General features: G+C 40.5%; 22 protein-coding genes and 1 pseudogene. 10 read left to right on the plus strand and 13 right to left on the minus strand.

Features of this window, described 5'->3' with window-relative positions; genetic code table 11:
• Positions 1 to 216: 216 nt before the first annotated feature.
• A complete protein-coding gene (locus V7K32_RS19430; protein ID WP_334995445.1) occupies positions 217 to 555 on the minus strand; it encodes a transposase in 339 nt (112 codons plus the stop codon).
• A gap of 216 nt (positions 556 to 771) precedes the next feature.
• Here V7K32_RS19430 and V7K32_RS19435 point away from each other — a divergent pair, with 216 nt between their 5' ends.
• Positions 772 to 1,674, plus strand: a complete 903-nt coding sequence (locus V7K32_RS19435) for an alpha/beta fold hydrolase (RefSeq protein ID WP_334995446.1) — start codon at positions 772 to 774, stop codon at positions 1,672 to 1,674.
• 150 nt (positions 1,675 to 1,824) lie between these two features.
• On the opposite strand, the gene V7K32_RS19440 is transcribed toward V7K32_RS19435, so the two are convergent.
• Both V7K32_RS19440 and V7K32_RS19445 read right to left on the minus strand, forming a co-directional pair.
• Entirely contained in the window at positions 1,825 to 2,214 is a 390-nt protein-coding gene (locus V7K32_RS19440; protein WP_334995447.1) for a pentapeptide repeat-containing protein, read from the minus strand.
• A gap of 391 nt (positions 2,215 to 2,605) precedes the next feature.
• The gene (locus V7K32_RS19445) at positions 2,606 to 3,307 is read right to left on the minus strand and encodes a diacylglycerol/polyprenol kinase family protein (protein WP_334995448.1); all 702 of its coding nucleotides are present in this window, start codon (positions 3,305 to 3,307) and stop codon (positions 2,606 to 2,608) included.
• Between the two features lie 61 nt (positions 3,308 to 3,368).
• Between V7K32_RS19445 and yidD the strand changes: the two genes are divergently transcribed.
• From yidD to V7K32_RS19470, 5 genes are all read left to right on the plus strand, one after another.
• The gene (gene yidD / locus V7K32_RS19450; RefSeq protein ID WP_229486193.1) at positions 3,369 to 3,605 is read left to right on the plus strand and encodes a membrane protein insertion efficiency factor YidD; all 237 of its coding nucleotides are present in this window, start codon (positions 3,369 to 3,371) and stop codon (positions 3,603 to 3,605) included.
• A 211-nt stretch (positions 3,606 to 3,816) separates the two neighbouring features.
• Positions 3,817 to 4,014 carry a hypothetical protein gene (locus tag V7K32_RS19455; RefSeq protein WP_194143345.1) on the plus strand — a complete coding sequence of 66 codons (198 nt, stop codon included), beginning with the start codon at positions 3,817 to 3,819 and terminating at the stop codon, positions 4,012 to 4,014.
• A 45-nt stretch (positions 4,015 to 4,059) separates the two neighbouring features.
• Positions 4,060 to 5,151 carry a redox-regulated ATPase YchF gene (ychF, locus tag V7K32_RS19460; RefSeq protein ID WP_334995449.1) on the plus strand — a complete coding sequence of 364 codons (1,092 nt, stop codon included), beginning with the start codon at positions 4,060 to 4,062 and terminating at the stop codon, positions 5,149 to 5,151.
• A 263-nt stretch (positions 5,152 to 5,414) separates the two neighbouring features.
• Entirely contained in the window at positions 5,415 to 5,657 is a 243-nt protein-coding gene (locus V7K32_RS19465) for an AbrB/MazE/SpoVT family DNA-binding domain-containing protein (protein WP_334995450.1), read from the plus strand.
• Positions 5,651 to 6,094 (plus strand): type II toxin-antitoxin system PemK/MazF family toxin, encoded by a 444-nt coding sequence (locus V7K32_RS19470; protein ID WP_334995451.1) that lies wholly within the window; start codon positions 5,651 to 5,653, stop codon positions 6,092 to 6,094. The genes V7K32_RS19465 and V7K32_RS19470 overlap by 7 nt, the downstream gene beginning before the upstream one ends.
• Before the next feature lie 207 nt (positions 6,095 to 6,301).
• Here V7K32_RS19470 and V7K32_RS19475 read toward each other — a convergent pair whose 3' ends face one another.
• From V7K32_RS19475 to hisG, 5 genes are all read right to left on the minus strand, one after another.
• Positions 6,302 to 7,213 (minus strand): hypothetical protein, encoded by a 912-nt coding sequence (locus V7K32_RS19475; protein ID WP_334995452.1) that lies wholly within the window; start codon positions 7,211 to 7,213, stop codon positions 6,302 to 6,304.
• A 530-nt stretch (positions 7,214 to 7,743) separates the two neighbouring features.
• Positions 7,744 to 10,023 (minus strand): hybrid sensor histidine kinase/response regulator, encoded by a 2,280-nt coding sequence (locus V7K32_RS19480; RefSeq protein WP_334995453.1) that lies wholly within the window; start codon positions 10,021 to 10,023, stop codon positions 7,744 to 7,746.
• 5 nt (positions 10,024 to 10,028) lie between these two features.
• Entirely contained in the window at positions 10,029 to 10,454 is a 426-nt protein-coding gene (locus tag V7K32_RS19485) for a response regulator (RefSeq protein ID WP_442938771.1), read from the minus strand.
• 8 nt (positions 10,455 to 10,462) lie between these two features.
• Positions 10,463 to 13,033 (minus strand): GAF domain-containing protein, encoded by a 2,571-nt coding sequence (locus tag V7K32_RS19490; protein WP_334995455.1) that lies wholly within the window; start codon positions 13,031 to 13,033, stop codon positions 10,463 to 10,465.
• Between the two features lie 472 nt (positions 13,034 to 13,505).
• The gene (hisG, locus tag V7K32_RS19495) at positions 13,506 to 14,150 is read right to left on the minus strand and encodes an ATP phosphoribosyltransferase (protein ID WP_334995456.1); all 645 of its coding nucleotides are present in this window, start codon (positions 14,148 to 14,150) and stop codon (positions 13,506 to 13,508) included.
• A 76-nt stretch (positions 14,151 to 14,226) separates the two neighbouring features.
• On the opposite strand from hisG, the gene rppA reads away from it, so the two are divergent.
• A complete protein-coding gene (gene rppA, locus V7K32_RS19500; RefSeq protein ID WP_334995464.1) occupies positions 14,227 to 14,925 on the plus strand; it encodes a two-component system response regulator RppA in 699 nt (232 codons plus the stop codon).
• Between the two features lie 208 nt (positions 14,926 to 15,133).
• On the opposite strand, the gene V7K32_RS19505 is transcribed toward rppA, so the two are convergent.
• From V7K32_RS19505 to V7K32_RS19515, 3 genes are all read right to left on the minus strand, one after another.
• Positions 15,134 to 15,580 carry a DUF29 domain-containing protein gene (locus tag V7K32_RS19505; protein WP_334995457.1) on the minus strand — a complete coding sequence of 149 codons (447 nt, stop codon included), beginning with the start codon at positions 15,578 to 15,580 and terminating at the stop codon, positions 15,134 to 15,136.
• A gap of 130 nt (positions 15,581 to 15,710) precedes the next feature.
• The gene (locus V7K32_RS19510) at positions 15,711 to 16,406 is read right to left on the minus strand and encodes a M48 family metallopeptidase (protein ID WP_334995458.1); all 696 of its coding nucleotides are present in this window, start codon (positions 16,404 to 16,406) and stop codon (positions 15,711 to 15,713) included.
• Positions 16,403 to 19,585 (minus strand): type I restriction endonuclease subunit R, encoded by a 3,183-nt coding sequence (locus V7K32_RS19515; protein ID WP_334995459.1) that lies wholly within the window; start codon positions 19,583 to 19,585, stop codon positions 16,403 to 16,405. Before V7K32_RS19515 ends, V7K32_RS19510 begins: the two co-directional genes overlap by 4 nt.
• Before the next feature lie 141 nt (positions 19,586 to 19,726).
• Here V7K32_RS19515 and V7K32_RS19520 point away from each other — a divergent pair, with 141 nt between their 5' ends.
• The 3 genes from V7K32_RS19520 to V7K32_RS19530 all read left to right on the plus strand — a co-directional run bounded on the left by V7K32_RS19520 (position 19,727) and on the right by V7K32_RS19530 (position 20,805).
• On the plus strand, positions 19,727 to 19,984 hold the full coding sequence (locus V7K32_RS19520) for a type II toxin-antitoxin system ParD family antitoxin (protein ID WP_334995460.1): 258 nt from the start codon (positions 19,727 to 19,729) through the stop codon (positions 19,982 to 19,984).
• A 63-nt stretch (positions 19,985 to 20,047) separates the two neighbouring features.
• The gene (locus V7K32_RS19525; RefSeq protein WP_334995461.1) at positions 20,048 to 20,410 is read left to right on the plus strand and encodes a papain fold toxin domain-containing protein; all 363 of its coding nucleotides are present in this window, start codon (positions 20,048 to 20,050) and stop codon (positions 20,408 to 20,410) included.
• 32 nt (positions 20,411 to 20,442) lie between these two features.
• The gene (locus tag V7K32_RS19530; RefSeq protein WP_334995462.1) at positions 20,443 to 20,805 is read left to right on the plus strand and encodes a hypothetical protein; all 363 of its coding nucleotides are present in this window, start codon (positions 20,443 to 20,445) and stop codon (positions 20,803 to 20,805) included.
• A 3-nt stretch (positions 20,806 to 20,808) separates the two neighbouring features.
• Here V7K32_RS19530 and V7K32_RS19535 read toward each other — a convergent pair whose 3' ends face one another.
• Both V7K32_RS19535 and V7K32_RS19540 read right to left on the minus strand, forming a co-directional pair.
• A complete protein-coding gene (locus tag V7K32_RS19535) occupies positions 20,809 to 22,122 on the minus strand; it encodes a restriction endonuclease subunit S (RefSeq protein WP_334995463.1) in 1,314 nt (437 codons plus the stop codon).
• Positions 22,115 to 22,408: pseudogene (locus V7K32_RS19540) on the minus strand (hypothetical protein); the annotation flags it as partial. The gene V7K32_RS19535 and the pseudogene V7K32_RS19540, both read right to left, overlap by 8 nt.
• Between the last annotated feature and the right edge of the window lie 425 nt (positions 22,409 to 22,833).

Consider the following 22,833-nt stretch of genomic DNA (forward strand, 5'->3'; position numbering starts at 1 on the left):
CAATATCCCTTCGATTCAGCACTGGCATTACAGGTGTTTTTTACCGCTTGAGAGTCGATGATGAGCAAGGTTGTCCATTTGGCTTTTTTTTCACCCGACTTTCCGCACTTCATCGTGTAATATGCGTAGATTTCCCATAGGTGGAAAAAAATGGTTAAATCAACAACATAAATCGCCAATGGTATTCAATATTAATACTTAATAATTTGAACATTATTAGGAATTTTTATTGAAAAGATAGATAATACATTTTGAAGTGCGGAATGTGGGTTTCACCTGTTCGCGTACTTGAGCGTGTAAGATGCTCATCAGTTTGTCGAGTACTCCTTCAGCCCGCCACTGTTTGTAATGCCAATATACCGTCGAATAGGGAGGCAAATCTTTGGGCAAGTCTTCCCAATTGCAGCCATTCTTGAGTTGATAGAAGATGCCATCCAAAATTTCTCGCTTTGTCCAGTTAGGTGGTCTCGTCTGCTTTTTGGGCGGCAATATTTGAGGCAGTAGGGGTTCGAGGATTCTCCACTCTTCGTCTGTGAGGCTGCTAGAGTATGGCATTACTACTTTATACAACTTTTGCGCTCACTTTACTTCAACACAGTAAAAGATGTCAAATGGGTTCTATAAGGCTAGAAGCTTTTGTGCTGTAGTCTAAGCTATCACTAAAGCAAAGGATTTACTTTGAAAATCTGATAAATTTTATTCAAATTCAAAACAATGTTACTTGCGTCTTGCTGCTGAAAGGCTTTTACCCCTGTATTCATTAAATTTTTTATGACAACCTCAAGTTCAAAAACAGCACTTAACTCTACAAAAACCTGGATTTGGCAAGATTTCCCGATCTGCTATCAAACCCAAGGAAGCACTGGACCAGCTGTTGTCCTCGTACATGGATTTGGCGCTTCTTGGTGGCATTGGCAAAAGAATATTCCTGTATTAGCACAAAGTTGCCGTGTTTATGCTATAGATTTAATTGGTTTTGGCGCTTCCGCAAAACCTCAACCTGGTGAAAAAATTGCCTACACACTAGAAACCTGGGGACAGCAAGTGGCAGATTTTTGCCGCGAAGTAGTGGGTGAGCCAGCTTTTTTAGTGGGAAATTCTATTGGCTGTATTGTAGCTATGCAAGCAGCAGTAAGCAACCCAGACATTGCCTTGGGAGTTGCTTTGCTCAACTGTTCTTTAAGGCTGTTGCACGATCGCAAACGGGTAACTTTACCTTTATCTCGTCGTTACGGAGCGCCTGTGCTGCAACGCCTATTATCTATTAAACCAGTTGGCGATTTCTTTTTCAATCAACTCGCCAAACCAAAAACAGTAAGGAAGATTTTACTACAAGCTTATGCTAATCCTGAGATGGTGACAGATGAGTTGGTAGATATTCTCATGTCACCAGCAAGTGATCCGGGGGCTGCTGCTGTGTTTCTTGCTTTTACTTCTTATTCTACAGGGCCATTACCAGAAGACCTTTTACCACTGTTACCCTGTCCGGCGATTATCTTGTGGGGAACGGCTGATCCGTGGGAACCAATTAAGTTAGGGAGAGAATTAGCTAACTTTCCGCAAGTAGAAAAGTTTATTCCTTTAGAAGGAGTGGGGCATTGTCCGCAGGATGAAGCGCCGGATTTAGTCAACCCGATTTTACTCGATTGGATTTTGGAGCGATCGCAGTCATAAACTATTTTGATGCGATCGTTTTCAATGCTGGGGAAAAGTAAACTATTGCTAGTTAGTCTTTATACAATGGGGAAAAAGATGCTTCCCAAGATAATCTGAAGCTTTGGTCATAAATGTGAATTCTTGTTAACTAGTTTAGATGAATGTGATTTAATCGTTTCGGATACTACCATCAGTCAAAATAGTGTTCTGATAAATATTACCTTCGAGCCAAGTACACTCGATATTAGCTCCAGTCAGGTTGGTGTTAGTTAAGTTGCTGTTGACGATTTCGGCAGATCGCAAATTTGCATACGTCAGAGCGGCTCCAGTCAGATCAACTCTATACAGGCTAGCTCTGACCAAAATAGCTCCACTTAAGTTAGCTCCACTGAGATTAGCTCCATCCAAACAAACCGAATTGAAAACAGTTCTACTCAAATTAGCCCTGCTCAAGTTAAAGTTTTCCATGTACGAGTCAGACAGATCCAGCCCACTGAAGTTGACTCCACTCAGGTTAGCAATCAAACTAACACGGTAAATATCACCGCCGATATACAATTATACCCAGTGAAATCTCTAACCCCAGTAGCGTAGAGTTCGAGTATCTCTCCATTCTTAAGCAATGGTTTGCTTAGGCTCATATAGCAATGCTAAATGAAATACAAACTAATAGTACATTTATACAAAACTTAAGTTCTTTACCAATCACCAAGAATTTGATTTTCCTAAACTGCATCAGTATGAACCCTTTTCGTATCTCAAATTGGATTGCTATAGTGCGTTTTATGTTAAGCTTCTGGGATTCAGGGGTAGGTTGAGTTGAGGAACGAAACCCAACACCAAGAATCCTTGATTTTGTTGGGTTTCACTTTGTTCAACCCAACCGACAAATATTTGATTTTTTCAGAGTAATAAAAGAGCGTTAGGAATAGGGTACTCAAGGCAATTACTAACTCAAAACTAACTGACTTAAAAAGAAGGCAAGGGCTGCACTGCCCAAGGGAACCGTTAAATTGTCAATACCCAAAAATGAAACAGCCTCTAAAGCAGTAGCTATAACTGCCACTATCAGAGATATCGCCCAAGTTTGCCAACTGTTTCCTTGAGTTCCAACTAAAATCAAACTACTGACAACATAGCTAATGAGCATCATCGTTAGGGAGCCTTCCCAACTTTTTTCTGTCCCAAAAACTTTATACTTGTGTTTACCAAAGCGTTGCCCAATTAAGGCTGCTAGTCCGTCTCCCCAAGTCATAATCAAAATTCCTAGTGCTGCGTATTGGGGTTGTTGTAAATACCAGAACCAGGCGACTAATATACCGAAACTGACGGAGTAAAAAAATGTTCCTAAACTTTGCCGTCCAACGCTATTAATACCAGGAAGAATGGGCAATCGATAGGATAATAAGGTGATTGCACTCGCTAGAATGGAAGCTGTAATCCCTACACTGGCGGGAATATCGAGCCACCAAGCGATTAAAATCACGTTACCAGTGCCAATATGAACTATCTTCCGCACGATTTCTGGCTTGCCGGCAAAGCGGTTTACCACCCATGCAATTAGGAGGATGAGTAACACCCAAATTGCAGCCAACGCAATTTGCAGCCATAAAACCGGAATTGAGGTGAAGTCAGAAAATGTAATTAACAAAGATGCGACAAAATGAAAAGTTTTACCCCTGTTACTAATTTATAAGATTTGGGTAGCTGCAATGAAATTATTATTTATTTGGCTGATTCGGGGGTACCGAATGTTTATCTCGCCTCTGTTTCTCCCGACTTGTCGATTTCAACCAACTTGTTCGATGTATGCTATTGAAGCTATTGAACGATTTGGAGTGTTGCGTGGTGGGTGGATGGCAACTCGGCGGATTTTGCGCTGTCATCCGTTTCATCCAGGTGGTTACGATCCGGTACCAGAGGTGGTGGAAAAGGTGGAGGGGGAGTAGTTTTGTGCAAATGGTGGTGAATTGAGGGTTGGGATTTAAACGCAGAGGGGCGCTGAGGGAAGCGCAAAGGAGCGCCAAGTTTGTTTTAGTCTATTTGCTGGGAAGTCCCTTACTAAAGGAAGTGTTCGTGGGTATAGCTATTTGGGGAGATGTCAACGGATGAGGTTGTCATCTAGCGTGGGAAGGTTGAATAATTTAATTTAGGCTTACGATGATTAATCCTACTGCGATTTCTATACCTGAACCACAAATTCCTACTCCAGGGCCGAATCCGTTACCTAGTCCTGAACCTGTACCGGGGCCAGCTATTCCTCAACCGTTACCTGGTCCTGTACCAGAACCAGTACCTGCTCCGATTCCTCAAACAGTTCCAGGGCCAATTCCCCAAACCATACCGGAACCTGTTTAGATTACCTTGGTAATGTAATCCAAAATCTCAAATCTAAAATCCAAAATGCTAAGAGCCGGAATTGTCGGACTTCCCAACGTCGGAAAATCTACTTTATTTAATGCTGTAGTTGCTAATGCTAAAGCTGAAGCCGCTAACTTCCCTTTTTGCACGATTGAACCGAATGTCGGCGTTGTCGCAGTACCGGATGAACGGTTAAATGTTCTTGCTAAGATTGCTAGTTCGGTACAAACTATCCCGGCGCGGGTTGAATTTGTAGATATTGCCGGTTTGGTTAAAGGTGCAAGTCAGGGTGAGGGATTAGGGAATCAATTCCTGTCCCACATCCGGGAAGTTGATGCGATCGTCCATGTGGTACGTTGTTTTGAAAATGATGATATTATTCACGTTGCTGGTTCTGTTGATCCAGCACGAGATATTGAAATCATTAATATAGAACTGGGTTTATCAGATTTAGCACAAATTGAGCGGCGAATTGACCGCACTCGCAAACAAGCTCGTACTAGCAAAGATGCACAGTTTGAAGTCTCGGTTTTAGAAAAATTAGCTGCGGCTTTAAATGAAGGTAAATCGGTGCGTCAGGTAAGCTTGAATGAAGAAGAAACAGAAATTATTAAAGGATTAGAACTGCTCACTTATAAGCCGATTATCTACGCGGCTAATGTATCTGAGGATGAGTTGGCAACGGGTAATCATTTTGTGGAAACTGTGCGGCAAATTGCAGCGACAGAAAATGCCGAGGTTGTGATAGTTTCGGCTCAAGTTGAAGCGGAATTAGTAGAGTTACCAGAGTCAGATAAAGCTGATTTCCTCGCGTCTTTAGGTGTGGAAGAAGGCGGTTTGAAATCATTGATTCGGGCAACTTACATGCTTTTAGGCTTGCGGACATATTTTACTTGTGGCCCTAAAGAAACCCGCGCTTGGACAATTAATGCTGGAATGTCTGCACCTCAAGCTGCTGGTGTAATTCACAGTGATTTTGAACGGGGATTTATTCGCGCCGAAACTGTTGCTTATAAAGATTTGGTAACGACTGGTTCGATGAATGCTGCGAAGGAAAAAGGGTTGGTTCGCAGTGAAGGTAAAGAGTATGTTGTGCAGGAAGGGGATGTAATGTTGTTCCGATTTAATGTGTAGGGGGAATTAATCAGTGGCCGTTATCAATGAGATAATGGTCAACCTACACTAAGTTGCGTAGGCTTTGCCCGCCGTAGGCATCGCACTATAAACCTTGACACTTCTTAAGGAAGGTGCTAGGCGATCGCAAATAAAGCTGCAAGGGGACGTTGACATCGGCTAATAAAACATGTATCTTCAATGTATATACGGTAGAAAAATTTTCACTCCCAAAATCTAAAATTCGGGCGTGTAGACCGCTAACAAAATTTTTGGAGATAGGTATGACCGCAGTTGTTGCTAAATGGGGAAATAGTTTAGCTATTCGGATTCCAAGAGCGGTAGCTGAACAAGCAGATGTAACGGAAGGGACAGCTATAGAGCTTAATGTGGAAGGTAATAATATTATAATTACACCACGAAAAAGAAAAAAGTATACTCTTGATGAGTTGCTTGAAGGTATGACTCCTGATAAATTTCATCCTGAATTTGAAACTGGAAACGCTGTGGGGAATGAAGATTGGTAATTAATCCATACTTTCCCAACAGAGGAGATATTATCAAATTAGAATTTGGAGCTACACAACAGTTTACGGTTGATTCGATTCAGCGTGCATTTGCCCTCTATACATCAGGAATGTCATTTGATGACATTGCTAGGACAATGAACAATGAATTACAACAGCAAGGGCGGGAGCAAATGGGCTACCGCCCTGTTCTTATTATATCTCCAATTAAATACAATCGAATCGCTTCTTTAGTTTTAGCGTGTCCGATAACTAGCAAGGCAAAAGGGCTTAGTTTTGAAGTTCCACTTGTTGAGGGAATGCAAACAAAAGGAGTTGTGTTATCCGACCAAATTAAAACACTCGATTGGAAAGCTAGAAAGGTAAAATTTGTTGAAACTGTTTCACAAGATTTAATAGAAGAAGTACAGGCAAAGCTCGAAACATTAATTTTTTAAAACTAATTTTATTTAAATAGGACTTACGCACAAGTAACGAAAAATAGAACCACTCCAGACACAGATAAGGGACTTCCAAATAAAAAAATATTCAATTATTTCTTGGAGTTCCCTAAATAAGAGTTTGATAGGTATTTTGCGTAAGTTCTGTTAAATTTAGAAGTGCGATCGCACCCTCAACAAGCTATGATTTAGGACTCCTATCGTTCAACTATTTCCACCTATAATGTATACATAAGAACCCAAGTTCTCATCATCTGTACCAACAATCACACCGCCTTCTGCACCGGGAACAAGTTCTATACCTTCAATTTTGTGGTAATTAGAGCGGTAAAGGGGAACAAGTTGAGAATTTTGCCGCCATGCAATTTTGTTACCACGAAATCCCAAGTAACCAGCGACATACACAGCTGACTGAAATGGGCCATCATCTCCGCCATCACTTGCTGAGGTGATGTATACAATTCCTACGGGGTCTACTTTAATATCTGAAATATGGCGAACATTGCCAGATGGAAACGGTACTTTCAGATTGGCAGAACCTACGAGAGTAATTTGATATTTAGCTAAGTCAAACATTCCCCAAAAAATAGTTGCTGGTTGTTCTCTTTCGCCTCTATGTCCCCAAATAGCAACTAATTTACCGTCTATATTTTGTAATCCAAATGCTTCAAAATTATTTCCTTGAATAATTCCTGGTAAATCGAATTCTTTGATAATAGAGATGGTCTTCTTAACAGGCTCTAAACGGATGTAATAAGCTTTTCCAGAACTGCTTAAAGCGATAAATGAGAACTTTGTTTTTTCTGGAACAGATGTTAAAGCTTCTAAATCAATGGGTAATTCTATGTTGCTCGGCCAGTTCAAGGGAAAATATTCAGGTTGGTTTTTACCCTTAATGCTGATAATTGCTAAACGACCTTGGTTTTTTTGTTTGTTGTCATGGACAATCAGAAAATCGAGCTTATTAGTTTGTTGCTCTATCAAAGCCATACCACTGATACCGAAAGGGATACCACCGCGAACCGGACGCCAATCTTGCGCCCAAACTTGCTGGGATATCAGTAACAATGCACCTAAGACTACTATATTGATGATTAACTTAAGAAACCGAGGCATATTGATTTAGCCAAGCTGTGAATATCGGTAAAAGGAGTGTGTTAACGGATGCTCAATCAAATCAAAGCAATTTGCACCCACATCAATAAAGCAGCCTTTTGTACTCTTAGCCATTAGTAAAATTACGCAATTAATTCACCTAATTTTAGATTTTGGATATGACTGTGGTTAGCATAACTATTTATATAAACGTCAGTAAGATGAAAAAAATCTAAGGCAGCATGTAAAACCGACTTTCCGCACTTCATCGTGTAATATGCGTAGATTTCCCATAGGTGGAAAAAAATGGTTAAATCAACAACATAAATCGCCAATGGTATTCAATATTAATACTTAATAATTTGAACATTATTAGGAATTTTTATTGAAAAGATAGATAATACATTTTGAAGTGCGGAATGTGGGGTAAAAATAAGTTGTACAAATTTGATTTGGAATAGGTTGCTAAATATAGCTTTCACATCAAAATTGTTCAGGTTATTTTTACACAAGCCCTAAAATCCAAAATCTAAAATCCAAAATTGTTTGACTCACGATAATACTGTCTGTAAAGAAAGCAATAATTCGTTGACAGTATAGGGCTTCGACAAAAACGTATTCACACCAATAGCAGCTAATGCACTGAGCTTATTGTCAGACATAAGTCCACTGCTGGCAATAATTCTGACTTGGGGGTTGATTTTTCGCAGGGTACGGATGGCAATTAAACCATCCAGCAAGGGCAGCATAATATCCATTAGTACAGCACTAATTTTGTCCCTATTTTTAGCGTACAGCGCGATCGCTTCAATGCCATCACTGGCAATTAAGATTTTATAGTTGTAAGCTTCTAGTGATGTTCTGGTAATCTCTTGAATGGCAACTTCATCATCTACAACCAAAATCAATTCTCCATGTCCTGTCTGTGGTGGCAATTCTTCTGGAGTGAGTGTTTCCATTCCTTCCACTGCTGGTAAGTAAACCTTAAAGCTTGTGCCACTTCCCAGTTCGCTATACACATCCACAAAACCTGCGTGGCTTTTAACTATCCCCAGCACGGTGGAAAGTCCTAAACCAGTGCCTTGTCTCACATCTTTTGTGGTAAAGAATGGCTCGAAAATTCTATCTAAGATTTCTCTAGGAATTCCAGTCCCAGTATCAGAGACAGTTATGACTGTGTAAGGTCCCTCTTTGGCTTCTAGGTTCATCCTGGCGTAATTTTCGTCAATCAACACATTCTCAGCAGAGATACTCAAACTACCGCCATTGGCCATAGCATCGCGGGCGTTAACGCAGAGGTTCATCAGCACTTGATGCAGTTGGGTGCTATCTCCAGAAACCATCCACAAATCTTGTATTACATCAGTGCTGATTTCTATGGATTTGGGAAATGTCTCTTTGAGAATCTTGCCTAGTTCCACAATCAGATGTCTGAGTTGCAAAGTGATGCGCTTCCCTTCTACACCCCGCGCAAAAGACAACACCTGTTTAACTAAATCAGCACCGCGTCTAGCGTTGATTTCTAAAATTTCTAGTAGATGACGGGTGCGCTCATCTACATCGGGAAATTTAAGCGGTAGCAGTTGCGCTCCTGCCAAAATCGGTGTCAGGATATTGTTGAGGTCGTGAGCAATGCCACTAGCTAAAGTGCCTATACTTTCCAGGCGTTGGGCGCGAAACAATTGGGCTTCTAGGTGTTTTTTCTCGGTAATATCTGTGTCAACGCTGAGAATTGATTTGGGTTTCCCTTGTTCATCGCACACCAAACTCCAGCGACTAGCAACAAGGATTTCTTTGTCCATTTTAGTAAGTTTAGTTAACTCGCCCTGCCACTTTCCTTTACTTATAACTTGCAATAAAGCGGCTTCGATTTCTGGCGAAGGTTCGTCATACAAAAGCTCACTAGCATTTTTGCCCCAGGCTTCTGTCGCTTTCCAACCGTAAAGTGTTTCTGCGCCTTTGTTCCAGAAGATAATTTGATTGTTTAAATCTCGCAGACAAATGGCATCTGTGGTGACATCAAGTAATGCTGCTTGTTCGCGGATTTTTTCTTCTGCCAATTTGCGTTCGCGTAGTGCGGCTTGTCGTTCGCTAATATCAATACTGGCGCATGTCACGCCAACAATTTCTTGCGACTCGTTCCACAATGGCTCAACTGTCAAATCGTAATATCGAGTTGTATCTTTGATTGTTATTGATACTTCCTCTCGCATTCCTATGCCAGTGGTTAACACTCCATGTTTAATTGTGGTGAGACGTTGAGCATCTTCAACTGGAATAATATCCAAGTCTTGTTTGCCCAATATTCCCTCAACCGTCAATCCAGATGAGGGATTGTAAACCCAGGTGTACCGTAAATCGCAATCTTGGTTGTAGACAAAGATGGGAGAGTTTTTCAGGGCTACCCGAAATCGTTCCTCACTCTGTCGCAAGGCGTTGTCTGCCCGTTGACGTTCGATGGCATAACGCATGGAGCGCACCAGCAAGTCACCAGTTACTTGCCCTTTTACTAAATAATCTTGCGCTCCTTCTTGCATTGCTCTAATTGCTAGGGTTTCATCGTTTATACCCGTCAGCACAATTATTGGAGTGCCTTTTGCTTGATGGTGAGCGATGACAAACGTTTCCAGTCCCTGGCTATCTGGCAGCGAGAGGTCTAACAAAATTACATCAAAAAGTTCCTTAGCTAAGTAGTTGAGTGCTTCGGAAAGCCGATCAACAGGCGACAAATCAACTACAACTGTGGTAACCTCTTTTAAAAAATCTTGTAATAAAAATACATCACCAGGGTTATCTTCTACTAACAATACTTTAATATTTTTACCTGCCATTTCTATTACTCCGGTGGCAGTTTTACGATCGCAAACCAAAAATTTTCTATTGATTGGACAATTTTAACGAATTGATCGAAATCTACTGGTTTAGTTATATAACAATTTGCACATAAATTATAGGCTTTGAGGATGTCTTCTTCTGCTTGGGAAGTCGTCAAAACTACTACAGGAATTCGTCTGAGGTTTTCATCTCCTTTAATTTCTGCCAGTACTTCTCGCCCATCTTTTCTGGGGAGATTTAAATCGAGCAGCACAATATCTGGATGGGCTGCTTTAACGTATTTATCCTGCTTTCGCAAAAATGCCATTGCCTCCACACCATCTTCCACCACATTCAGGTGAATGGAGATTTTGCTATCTTCCAGGGCAATGCGTGTGAGTTGGGCATCGCCAGGATTATCTTCTACTAACAAAACCTCAATAGGCATAATCGCTTTTATGGTGTCCACAATTGCTTACTTGCTCTATCTGGAATTGTGAAGTAGAAAGTCGAGCCTTCACCCAGTTTTGACTCAACCCAGATCCGGCCGCCGTGGCGTTCTATAATTTTCTTACAAATTGCCAGACCAATTCCAGTACCCGGATACTTTTCTCTACCGTGTAATCGCTGAAAAATTATAAAAATACGTTCACTATACTGGGATTCTAAACCAATCCCATTATCGCATACCCAGAACAACCATTCATCTACCGACGGGATAAGATTTAAACTTTCCCCATCTGGATTTGCATCTGGCTTGGCTACTCCGATGTGAATTCGTGGCTGCTGATTCTGGCAAAATTTGATCGCATTCCCAATCAGGTTTTGAAATACTTGTATCAATTGGGTAGCATCAGCCATTACTTCAGGTAGAAGATCGTGAGTGACAATTGCTTTACTATCAGCGATCGCAATTTGTAGATTAGCGATCGCTTGTTCTAAGACAATACTACAATTTACTGACATAAAGGGCTGTCCACGGGTGCTGACGCGAGAATAATTCAACAAATCATTTATCAGCGTCTGCATCCGCCGGGCCCCATCTACTGCGTAGTTGATAAACTGATCGGCATTAGCATCGAGTTGATTTTTGTATCTTCGCTCTAGTAGTTGTAAATAACTCGTTACCATCCGCAATGGCTCTTGCAAGTCATGGGAAGCTACATAAGCAAACTGTTCCAATTCCGCATTAGAACGAGCCAGTTCCTGACTTTGCTGGCTTTCTTTTTCTAATAGTTGCGCTTGAGATAAAGCAATGCCAATTTGATTACCTATTTGCTTCAACAACTCCGTCTCAAAGTTATTCCACCGTCGAGGTGCAGAACACTGATGAGCCAGCAACAAGCCCCAAATGCTTTCCCTGACGCGAATTGGCACTACGAGGTTAGCCCTGACAGCAAACTGCTGAAGAAATTCTCGATGGCATGGTTGAATGTGAGCAGCTTGGATGTCTTCCATCGCACTCACTCTTCCTTGGCGATATCTTTCTATGTATTCTTCTTTAAAGCAGGAGTCGAGCAAATTTCTTCCTAGAATTACCGGCCAACCAGGTAGCACCGCCTCTTGTACTACTGTTCCCGAACCATCAGACTCTAGTTGAAAAACTAAAACTCGGTCAGCTTGTAGTAGTTTTTGTACTTCAGTAACTGTAGTTTTGAGAATTTCGTCTATTTGTAAAGATTCTCGAATTTTCAAAGTGATTTCAGCAAATAATTGCGATCGCAAATTCTGCCGCTTTAATTCTTCATCTGCCTGCTTGCGATCTGTGATATCAGTATAAGAACCGACCATGCGAACTATATCACCCGATGCGTCCCAAAGTGCCTGTCCTCGATCTAGAATCCATTTATAGCTGCCGTCTTGGCACTGGACTCGATATTCACAGACATAAAACGGTGTTTTCTTGGCAAAGTGGTCTTTCCAAGCTTGAAGTACCCAATCTCGCTCATCGGGGTGGATTAGTTTTGTCCATTCATCCCAACCGTTGGAAACTTCGTGGTCTTTATAACCGAGCATTTCTTTCCATCGAGTTGAGAAGAACACTTCATTAGTCTTGAGGTTCCAATCCCAAATACCATCATTATTACCATGTAATGCTAATTGCCAGCGTTCTTCACTCTCTCGTAGTGCTTCTGCTGTTCGCCGTCGTTCAGTAATGTCTTGGAAATAAACAGACAAGCCATCTTTTGCAGGATAAGCGTGGACTTGAAGCCAGCACTTTAGGGGCTGATAAAACTCCTCAAATTCCACACTCACCTGTTCTAACATTGCCCTGTGATACTCCCGATGAAATGTTGTATCTATGAGTTCTGGAAATACCTCCCAGATACTTTGATTTAATAATTCATTTTGGTTTTTTTGCAACAGTAATTCTGCTTGACCATTAATGTAAGTGAATCGCCACTTTTTATCTAAAGCAAAAAACGCATCAGTGATGCTTTCGAGCAAATTAGCAATGCGGATTCTCGCCGATTCTGACTCGGCGTGTGCTGCTTGTTTCTGGGTTATTAGTTTCTCGGTAACTTGAGATACTTCAGTTACATGACGTCTGAGTTCTAATTGGTCGATTACCAAGCGGCTCAAAGCCACAAGCGCCTCCACTTGTTCTTGGTTCAATTCCCGTGGAACTTGGTCAATTACACACAGAGTTCCCAGCATATTTCCCTGTGGGGTAATTAGGGGTACACCTGCATAAAATCGCATATATGGATAGCCAGTTACTACCGGATTATTTGCCAATTTTTCATCAGCTAGAGCATCAGTAACCAATACAACATTACGCCGTTCTTGGCAAAGGTAAGATAAGCCAATACTCCGGGGCATTTCTGATACATTTAAACCTACTTTTGCCTTAAACCATTGACGGTTTTCATCAATGAAATTTATTAAGGCTATGGGCGTACCACAAATAAATGCCGCTAACTGAGCAAGATTGTCGTAAGCTTCTTCCGGTTCGGTGTCAAGAATTTGATACTGGCGGAGGGCTTCTAGCCTTGCCATTTCTGTATCAATTTGTCCAGCTTTCATTAACTTTTATTAATAAATTTCAATGTAATATTCAGTCATTAGCGCGGCTATCTTAGAGAATAGCTTAATCTTTTTAACAATTCTTAGTTTTTTCCCCGCCTTTGGCTGTTCAGGGAAGTCTGTTTAAATTTTGAGTGATGCTTAGAGTCAGCTATTCTCTGTCTACGCTGCCAAGTTATTGCGTAGGAGTAGCCCGCACCTCTCTACAAGACGCTGCGCGAACGACATGGTTCGACTCCGCTCACCAGCCGTTCAGTGACCATCGTAGACATCGCGCTAATCTTAGTGTAAACAAATTTAGTCTGCATATTGACTTGTTGCAGACTATCTGCTATTAAAACCTCAAAGAGTTCTGACGGACATCCCTCTCCTTAGTAAGGAGAGGGACAGGTTTTGCACAAGCAAAACCAGGGTGAGGTTTCTTTGGACTATTCGATAAAGCGTGAATTGCGTCACCTTAATAGCACTTCTATTAAACCTCTACCAAAACGGTTTCTCGCAGCTTGGCAATCACATCACTTAAATTACCCGTGTTCAAACGGTAACTTAGAGGATGGGCAATCAACCGCGCCGTGCTTTCATAGAGAGTCGCAATTTCAATCAAACCATTTTCGCGCAAAGTCCGCCCTGTAGAAACCAAATCCACGATCGCTTCTGACATTCCAGTAATCGGGCCTAGTTCTACTGAACCATACAACGGCACTATTTCTACAGGTAAATCTAGACTGTGGAAATATTCACGAGCGCAATTCACATACTTGGAAGCAACTCTACCATGCGCTGGTAAATCTATTGGCGATCGGTAAGAACTGGATGCTTTTACCGCCACCGACATCCGACAATGCCCAAACTGCAAATCCACCAAGTGGGCAACTTGCGGCTGCTTCTCCCGCAGCACATCATAACCGACAATACCCAGTTGTGCCTGACCATATTCCACATAAACAGGCACATCCTGCGCCCGCACCAACAAAGCTTTTGCAACTCCCTTAGTGTCAAGAATTTGAAGTTGGCGAGTTCCTGAATCTAAAAAAGCACTAAAATCTAATCCCACAGATTGTAGCAGGCGGATGCTATTTTTAAGGAGTTCCCCTTTTGGCAATGCAACAGTCAGCATTATTTTTCTTAATATCCTTAGCGTTCTGGCAGTTTAATAATATTGAGAATATCTCTATATGCTTACCACAAGCAGCATGAGAATTTTATTAGTTGATGATGAAGTTGAACTAACTGAACCCTTAAGTCGCTTATTAACTCGTGAGGGTTACATTGTGGATGCCGCTTACGATGGCACAAGTGGCAACGAATATGCACAAGCTGGCAGTTATGACCTACTAATTTTAGATTGGATGCTGCCAGGAAAAACGGGGTTAGAAATTTGTCAGCAATTGCGGCGACAAGGTAAAACCACTCCCGTGCTGTTTCTCACAGCTAAAGATACTCTAGATGACCGCGTACAGGGTTTAGATGCTGGTGCGGATGACTATTTGGTTAAACCTTTTGAACTGCGGGAGTTACTAGCCAGAGTCCGGGCTTTGTTGCGTCGTTCCGGTTCCCAAAGCTATGAAACCACTAGCGGACGTTTAACCGTCGCTGATTTAGAACTTGATTGTGAAAATCAAGTAGCCTATCGCCAAGGAATAATAATTGAACTTTCGCAAAAAGAAAGCCAGTTACTGCAATATTTTATGGAACACACTGGGCAATTAATGACTCATGCCCAAATTATGGAAAATTTGTGGCAAGAGGAAGAACAACCTAGTAGTAATGTTATTGCGGCATTAATTCGTTTGCTGCGTCGTAAGATTGAGGTAGGGAGAGAAACTACACTGATTCACACAGTCTACGGCAAAGGCTATCGTTTCGGTGCTTCCTCAGTGGAATCAGTTTAACGAAGAAATTTTTCTATGGTGAACACTGCTTGGTGTTTACTTAAACCCTAATTTTAGCGATCGCACTTTTTTGGAGCGTTATACATCGATAGTTTATACCAATATTATAAAATCACAAAATCCTCTCTGCGCTTTTGCGCCTTTAGGTGATACAATCTCTCAGCCAAAATATATGCAGGTATGACTGAAAACTAATGACTATAGGTTTTTAACAACACCAAAAACTATCATTCAATAATGTTTCTACATCATTAGCAAAAAGACAATCGTCAGGAAATTTTGTTTCATATTCCTTACTCATGTTTTTCTGTGCATTCTGATAACATTCATTACATATAGTTAAAAAATAATTACGTAAACTAGGAGAATCTCGAAGAATACGACTTAATTCCTGTTGTGTACGGCTAATTGTTGCTTCCCAACCGCCATAACATTCTGGTAAATTTACATAATTCCGTTTTAAGGCGTGTTCAAATAAAGTTGTCAAACGACTTTCTAATTCTCGTCTATCTCTCCTCCCCAATCCTTCTATCTCCTCAATTAAGTTTTCCCAGTCTACATTGCTATAATCTTGGGATTTTAAGCTATTGACAGTCTGCTCAATCCATAATGCAAAGTCTGTTACATAGAGAGTTTTTACTGGTGATTGAGTCATAAAAAACTTTAGATTGCTTTAGGAATAGTTTAACCGAATTTAATACCAATTGTTACTATATTGCACCCAACTGAGAACCGCTATAAATTAGACTTTTCAAACAACCTCTAAATGCGATCGCTCTATTTTTCTAAAGGTTATAAATTGCCCCATTCTCAGCTAACCACTGCTTTCGCTCCAGATAATCTGGTACAATTCGCTCTACCAGATGCCAAAATGCACTGCTGTGATCCGGTTCAATTAGATGCACTAATTCATGAACTGCCAAATACTCAATCATCTCTCGTGGTAGCATCGCTACTCGCCAGTGAAAATATAAATCCCCTTTGTGTCCGCAAGAACCCCAACGATTTCCTAACTCGCGTACTTGCACTGAACGAGGTAAGGTAGGAACTCGTTTAACCAGTGCAGTAATTTGTTGTTCTACAATTAGCTGGAGGTGTTCCCGATACCAGTAAATAAAGTGTTCTCGACCTTGAGTTTGGGCTGGGCGTTGTAATTCAAAGCGGCTTTGATATAGTCTCAAAGATGGCTGTTGTGCAAGCTCTACTATTTTAAGCCGATAACTGCGTCCTAAATAATAAAAACCTTCACCTGATACGTATTCTTTAACGCTAACTGGTGGATTTAATGACTCTTTTTTTAAAAGTTTACTGTAAATCCAGTAACGTTTATCGAGTACAATTCTTTCTAATGTTTCTATTGGCACTTCTGGAGGAGAAGCTAAGACTAATTTACCGTCACGTTCCACGGTAATACCTACGCTGCGGCGTTTGGAACTGTGGCGAATTTCAAAACTCAGGTCGCCAAAGGTGATAGTTTTCATGTCATTAAATTATCACGATTTATTCTAGCTAGTTGAACTAATTTATCTGCAACTTCTTCTAATTGGTCATAACTCACTAAATCGCGCTCATCTAAGTAACCTGCTATCCACTTTCTCAAATCCTCTTGGACTATTTGGCTACCCCAATTTACCCGTCGGACTTCTTGGCGGATGTGTTCGACAATTTCCACAGTTTTTTGAGCAAGTTCGGGGGGTTGTTTTTGGGAATATTCGCCTAAAATGTTGAGAAATGGCATTTGAGTTTTAGGATCTAATCCAGTCTCATTTGTAGTCCGACCAGCTTGGATTTCTTCGATATACTTCCGCAACGCCTCAATTTTTTCATCCCAGTTATCAGCTAAAAATTCCAGAATTTCTGTGAGTTTTTCACTTAAATTTTTGTAGTAAACTGGGTCTTCTTCATAATTTACGCTGATATGGTGACGAGCAGCAAATTCCATTTCCGCGGCTTGGGTTTTAATCGAACGATGGCGCTGGACATGGGTTTTAAAATCCAGTGACATAATATCAATCGGTGGCACTTTTGGGTCAATACCATGCGATTCAATATATTGGTCTATTAATGCTCTAACTTTTTCTTTAGCGCTGACAATATTTAATTTTTCGTCTCGATATAAATCAGCAACTGATTTTTTAATAAAGCCCAGTTTTTTGGCATCTCTGACAAAATTATCAGGTTGACGTGCTTCTTTTCGTGGCAATATTGTATCGAGAGTGTTGATAAAATCTTGGAAATAATCATTAAATTCAACTCTGAGGCGTTCATCTCGGAGCAAGTCTACACAAGCATCTACATTATCAATTGTGCAGTTGTTTTGAGTGAATAGAGCAATAACTCGCTGATGTCTGTCGCGCAATTTGGGTAATTCTCCCCGAATATCAAACCAAGCTAATTCTGTATCAACACTTTCGTAAACTGAGAGGGCAGCAGCAATATCAACACCGTAATAATCTACCACTAAACCTTCTGTTTTTTTATCATTATACACTCGGTTAACACGAGCGATCGCTTGCAATAATTCGTATTCTTTTAATGATCTATCTAAATATAAAACTTGTTCTAACGGTGCATAAAAACCCGTTAACAGCATATTTTTAACAATCAAAATTCCTAAACTATCTTGGTCTAAAGGCTTTTTAAATTTCTCAATATTAATTTCTTGTTGACCTTTATCTGTCCACCTTTTCCAGCTAGGCTCATCTCCCTTATCAGCAGAAATGACAGCAGCAAATTCTAGCTGGCGTAAGGTTTCAAGATGTGGGAGTGCTTGAGCAAAAAAACGAGTTTCCATATCAAGTGATTCTAAAGTTTCAACATCGAGACTTTGCAGAATGACAGCGCGATTTTCTAGCTGTTGTACTATTTCTCGTTGCGCTTCCACAAATGCTTCTTGATAACGGACTGCGGCCAGACGAGTAGAGGCGACAACTTGCGCTTTAAAGCCTCCTGCTAAAATGCGCTCAATATAATGACAGAGCATATTTTTAGCTTTAGCTTTAATTAGTTCTCGTGCTTCACCAACTTGGGTTTTAGTCGCGTATTTGGCTTTAATTTGCGCCCGTTCTTCTGGGGTTTTATCAGCAAAGATAATTTCAAAAAGTCGGTCGAGATCATCACCTTGAGTAATAGTACCTCTAGCTTCTAATCCTTCGTAGATAATGGGCAAAGTAACTTTATCTGCTTGAGATTGGCGAATATTATATTCATCGATAAATGAACCAAAAATTTGCAATGTGGTTTTTTTCGCAGCTTTGACAATGGGTGTACCAGTAAAGCCGATACGGACACAATTAGGTAAGGCTGCTAATAAATTGGTGTGGAGAGTTTTGGCGTGGGAGCGGTGTGCTTCATCAATTAGCACGAGGATATTTTCAGAAGGATTGAGGTTTTTTGGAATTGGTTCAATTTCTGCTTCTTCTTCAGAATCTTCGCCGCCTTTAAATTTCTGAATCATCCCGAAGACTAAGCCCGCACCTGGTTGTTGCAAGTATTGTTCTAGCTTTTTGACCTTTTTAGCTTTTTGTAATGGTTCCCCGGTGAGGACGGCGGTATCTGCGAGTTGTTTTTCTAAGTCTCTGCGGTCAGTGACAACCACAATTTTAAAGCGGCGTAGTTCTGGAATAGTGCGAATTTTCCGAATTAAGTAAACCATTGTCAGGCTTTTACCTGAGCCTTGGGTATGCCAGATAATCCCACCGCGTTGGTCATCTGTGCCATGTTGGGCGCGGGTTTGATTGTGTTCGAGTCGGTGCAGTGCTTTGTATACTGCGCGATATTGCTGGTAACGGGGGACTATTTTGATGGTGCGATCGCCGCTAGTTTTAAATAGGGTAAAATTATGCAGGATGTCGATAAGATTAGCTGGTTTCAACATTCCGGCTATGAGGGTTTGGCGATAATTTAATTCAGAAACGCCTAATTGTGCGGCAATTTCCCCTTGAGGGCTGGGAATGGTATCTTTCCAATCAACATAATGTTCATAATTTGCGCCAATGGTTCCGGCTGTTGCGCGTCCTCTCGATGCTGCTATCATCAGCAGGTTGTAGTGAAATAATTTTTCAGCGCCTTCTGGTTGACTGCTACCCCGTTGGTTGGAATATTTTAATAAGTCTTGAATTGCTTCTGTTATGGGGTTATCGAGATTGGGGCTTTTGCATTCAATTACTACTAGAGGAATGCCGTTAACAAATAGTACCATATCTGGGACAATGAATCCTCGATTGCCAGTTGCCCAAGGTGGGTCTAGTCGGTATTGATTGATAGCTAAAAAATTGTTGCTGTGAAGATTTTCAGGATTAAATTCAATAAAATGAATGGTGTGCTGTTTACCGTCTTGTCCTAAAATAGTAGTACCTTTAAGTAGCAATTCTGTGGCGGCTTGATTGGCTTCCATTAATCTGTTTGCGCCCAGGCGTTCTAATTGACTCACTGCGGCTTGAATTTGGATATCATCTAACCAAGGATTGCCGTTGTCATCTAAGTTGATGCGTTTAATAGCGGCTTTGAGGCGTTGTGTCAGTAGAATTTGTTTGAAGTTTTCGCGTTCGGTAATTGCGGGATTATCCCAACTGCCTTGTATATATTGCCATCCCATGCTGCTGAGTTGTTCAATGATGGGTTTTTCTACATGAATATATTCTGGGGTTGATTGTGGCATAGTGATAGTTTTTACATTAAGGGATACACCTAATATATTTTGTACCAAGCTCAACTACTTAAAAGGTAAGCAGTAAACTTGGCATATATTGGCAATTTTTGCCATAATTACGAATATCGAAAAATAAAAGGTAAAGCATCAATGACGACCCTTAACATATCTTTACCCGATGCAATGCGGGCTTTTATTGATGAGCAGGTTGCAAAAGGTGGTTACAGTACTGCAAGTGAGTATATTCGTGATTTAGTTCGCCAAGCTCAAAAGAAAGCAGATAAAGAGAAGTTAGAGGCGATGTTGTTAGAGGGTTTGGACAGTGGTGAACTTATTGAAGTAACAGATGAGTGGTGGGAACAAAAACGCGCTCAAATGATGCAACGTTTCCGCCAGCAAAAGAAATGACACGACGCATTATTATTACAGTAACTATTATTTATACATTTATAAAAATGTCGGAGTGAGTGGGTGAGTCAATTATCTGATGAGGAGATTTATCAGGAAGTCGGTAAGATAGTCACAAAATTTAACCTGTATAAATGCGACGTATGCGCTACTGCTGTCATGCAGTGGTTAAGAGAAAATGGTATTGAGGGAAAAATTATTTTTATTAAGACAACAAAGCGTAAAGAGTATTATATTTTGAGTAAGCGCTTGGAAGGTCGCGGGATAAATGAGTCAATTACACTTAATGGTAAACACTACGGCGTAGAAGTTCGCGGGCGAGTATTTGATAATCTGTCAATGGATGGATTGACTAGAGAAGATTGGATTGATGATTTTAGCTGTCCAAGTGAACAATTTATCATTCAAGAATTGCCAGAGTTATAAAATAGTTATATAGGTTGAAATGGAGGTTTGATATGGGCGGACTGTATGAAGTTTTGCAAAAAATTAAACCCAGACCGGGGATGTATATCGGTAAGGCTTCGGTGAGTGATTTATTTCATTTTCTTGTTGGATATGAATTTGCTAGGGGAGAGTTAGATATTGAATCTACTGCATGGGAAGATGATTTCCATGAAAATTTCCAGCCTTGGGTGCAGAAAAAATATCATGTGTCAACTTCTAACTCTTGGGCAAAGATTATTATGTTGCACTGTGGGACTGAACAAGAGGGTTTTAATAGTTTTTATCTGTTGTTAGATGAGTTTCAAAATCGAGATAAAAGTTTAGAACATAAACCCAAGATAAGTGTTAGTTATGAAGTTACTAATAAAGGTTGATATCTAGAGATTTTTCACGCGCACTTTGCCAGTTAATAAGTCTTGCATTAGCCCCTGTTTTTGGAGTTTGAGCTTGTTAAGGTAGGCTTCTTCTGTGCGGATGCGTTGATCATAAATCATTAATGCTTTAAGAATGTGCTTTTGCTCTTGAAGGCTGGGAAGAGGAATTAAAAAATCTCTAATTTCTTCAAGATGTAAATTTATAACGGTCATTTGCTTAGACCTTAATCTAATTTGCTTCATTACTACGGGGGATTGCAGAATTTCTGCTAAATAGTAAGAATCAATTAATGTTTTGATTGGTTTAATTAAGCAAAGACTTACAAATATACTAAATTCTTCATCCCAATTAACTACTTTTGTTATTCCGATAGTTCCATTTTTAGAATAAAGTATATCACCAAGTTGAGGATTACATCTCATGCTTAGAATAAAATGCTCTTGTAGTGTAATTCTTTTAACATTATTAAAACTTATTTTATGAGTTTGTATATCAGTGACACGCAAAAAAGGTATTCCATGTTCGACATAAGTGGGAGTAAAATGTGTTCCGTCATTTATTTTTGTTGTAATGTCTTTTAATGCTTTTACTTCCCACTCTATCGGAATTATCCCCAGTGACGAATCTTTGAACTGTTCAGGGTGCGCGTGTGGATCTCTCAATTTGCCATCGTCGTCTAACCCGCGTGTGAGCAAGTCTTGCAGCAGTCCGGCTTTAGTTTGTTTAAGTTTTATAATAAGGGAAGATGTGCGTGCGATCGCATCATCCACCATATCCAAAATCTCAGCAATATGAGATTGTTCAGGTAAAGGAGGAAATCGAAAGAAAATTTTGCGAAATACTGACTGTTTAATTCCTAATACTGTTGAACCTGTTGATTTTTGTTCTAATCTTCGGCGAGATTCAGACCAGTTTAGTAACCAAAATAAATAACCATCATCAAGTTCTTCAGGACTAGCACGAAGTGTAAGAAGACGTTGAGCTAAAGCAATTTTATAACTGGGAACTCTGGCAACATTTCCTAAAGGAGCCTCAGTTGTAAACAGAACATCTTCAGCTTTTGGAAGTCCGCGTCTCATCCAGATGTTATAATTTTTTTCATCAATATACTCACGCGGTTCTGGATCTAAATATCCATCACGAACATTTTTTGCAGTAATTAGAGGAACGCCGGAATTAGTTTTTTCTGGAGTTTTACCTCGATAATCAATAATTTGTTGAAGTTTATTATCTATGGAACATACTTCCCAATCCTTCGGAATCTTCCCAACAGGCGAATCCTTAAACTCTTCATTCTTAACCAAACTCTCACGCATACCCTTGCACACCCTGACACAAAATACCCAAAATCTTATTTATCTCCTTAATGTAATAATTATTCAAATCAATAAACACATCCGCCCCCTGCAAGTTCAAAAACTTCCAAATATCCCCAGTAGTCACCGCCCCGTAAATAGTTTTAATCTCATTTCCTTCTTGCTCATTAAACAACTGTGCCGCCAACATAGCAGCCGCACATTGCCCTAAACCACCTTTAATATTTTCATTTTTCGCCTCCACAATAATCATCACCGGCGCATTAATTGTTAACTGTTCCTTAGAGGATGTTTGAAAAGTCCTTAGTGATGTATCAAATACTTTTAGATCCCCCTAAATCCCCCGATAAATTGGGGGACTTTGATTCCGTTTCCCCCCTTTTTAAGGGCTACGGTGTACACACAAGTCGTATTACCCCCCTTAATCCCCCCTTATAAAGGGGGGAAACCAGATGATTTCCAGTTCCCTCCCCAATATATCGGGGAGGGCTAGGGTGGGGTAAAACCAGTGATATACAGCTACTTTCCCACTTGTGTATACACCGTAGCTTATAAAAGGGGCAAACCAGATGATATCCAGTTCCCTCGCCTTTAGGGACTTCCAACAAATAAATTACCCAATCTTGTGGGGTGGGCATCTTGCCCGCCCATATACAAAGGCGGGAAAGATGCCCACCCCACAAGAATTAGTTGAGTATTTTTTTATTTTGA

This window comes from Nostoc sp., assembly GCF_036917635.1.
In the GTDB taxonomy this organism is placed as follows: Bacteria; Cyanobacteriota; Cyanobacteriia; order Cyanobacteriales; family Nostocaceae; genus Nostoc.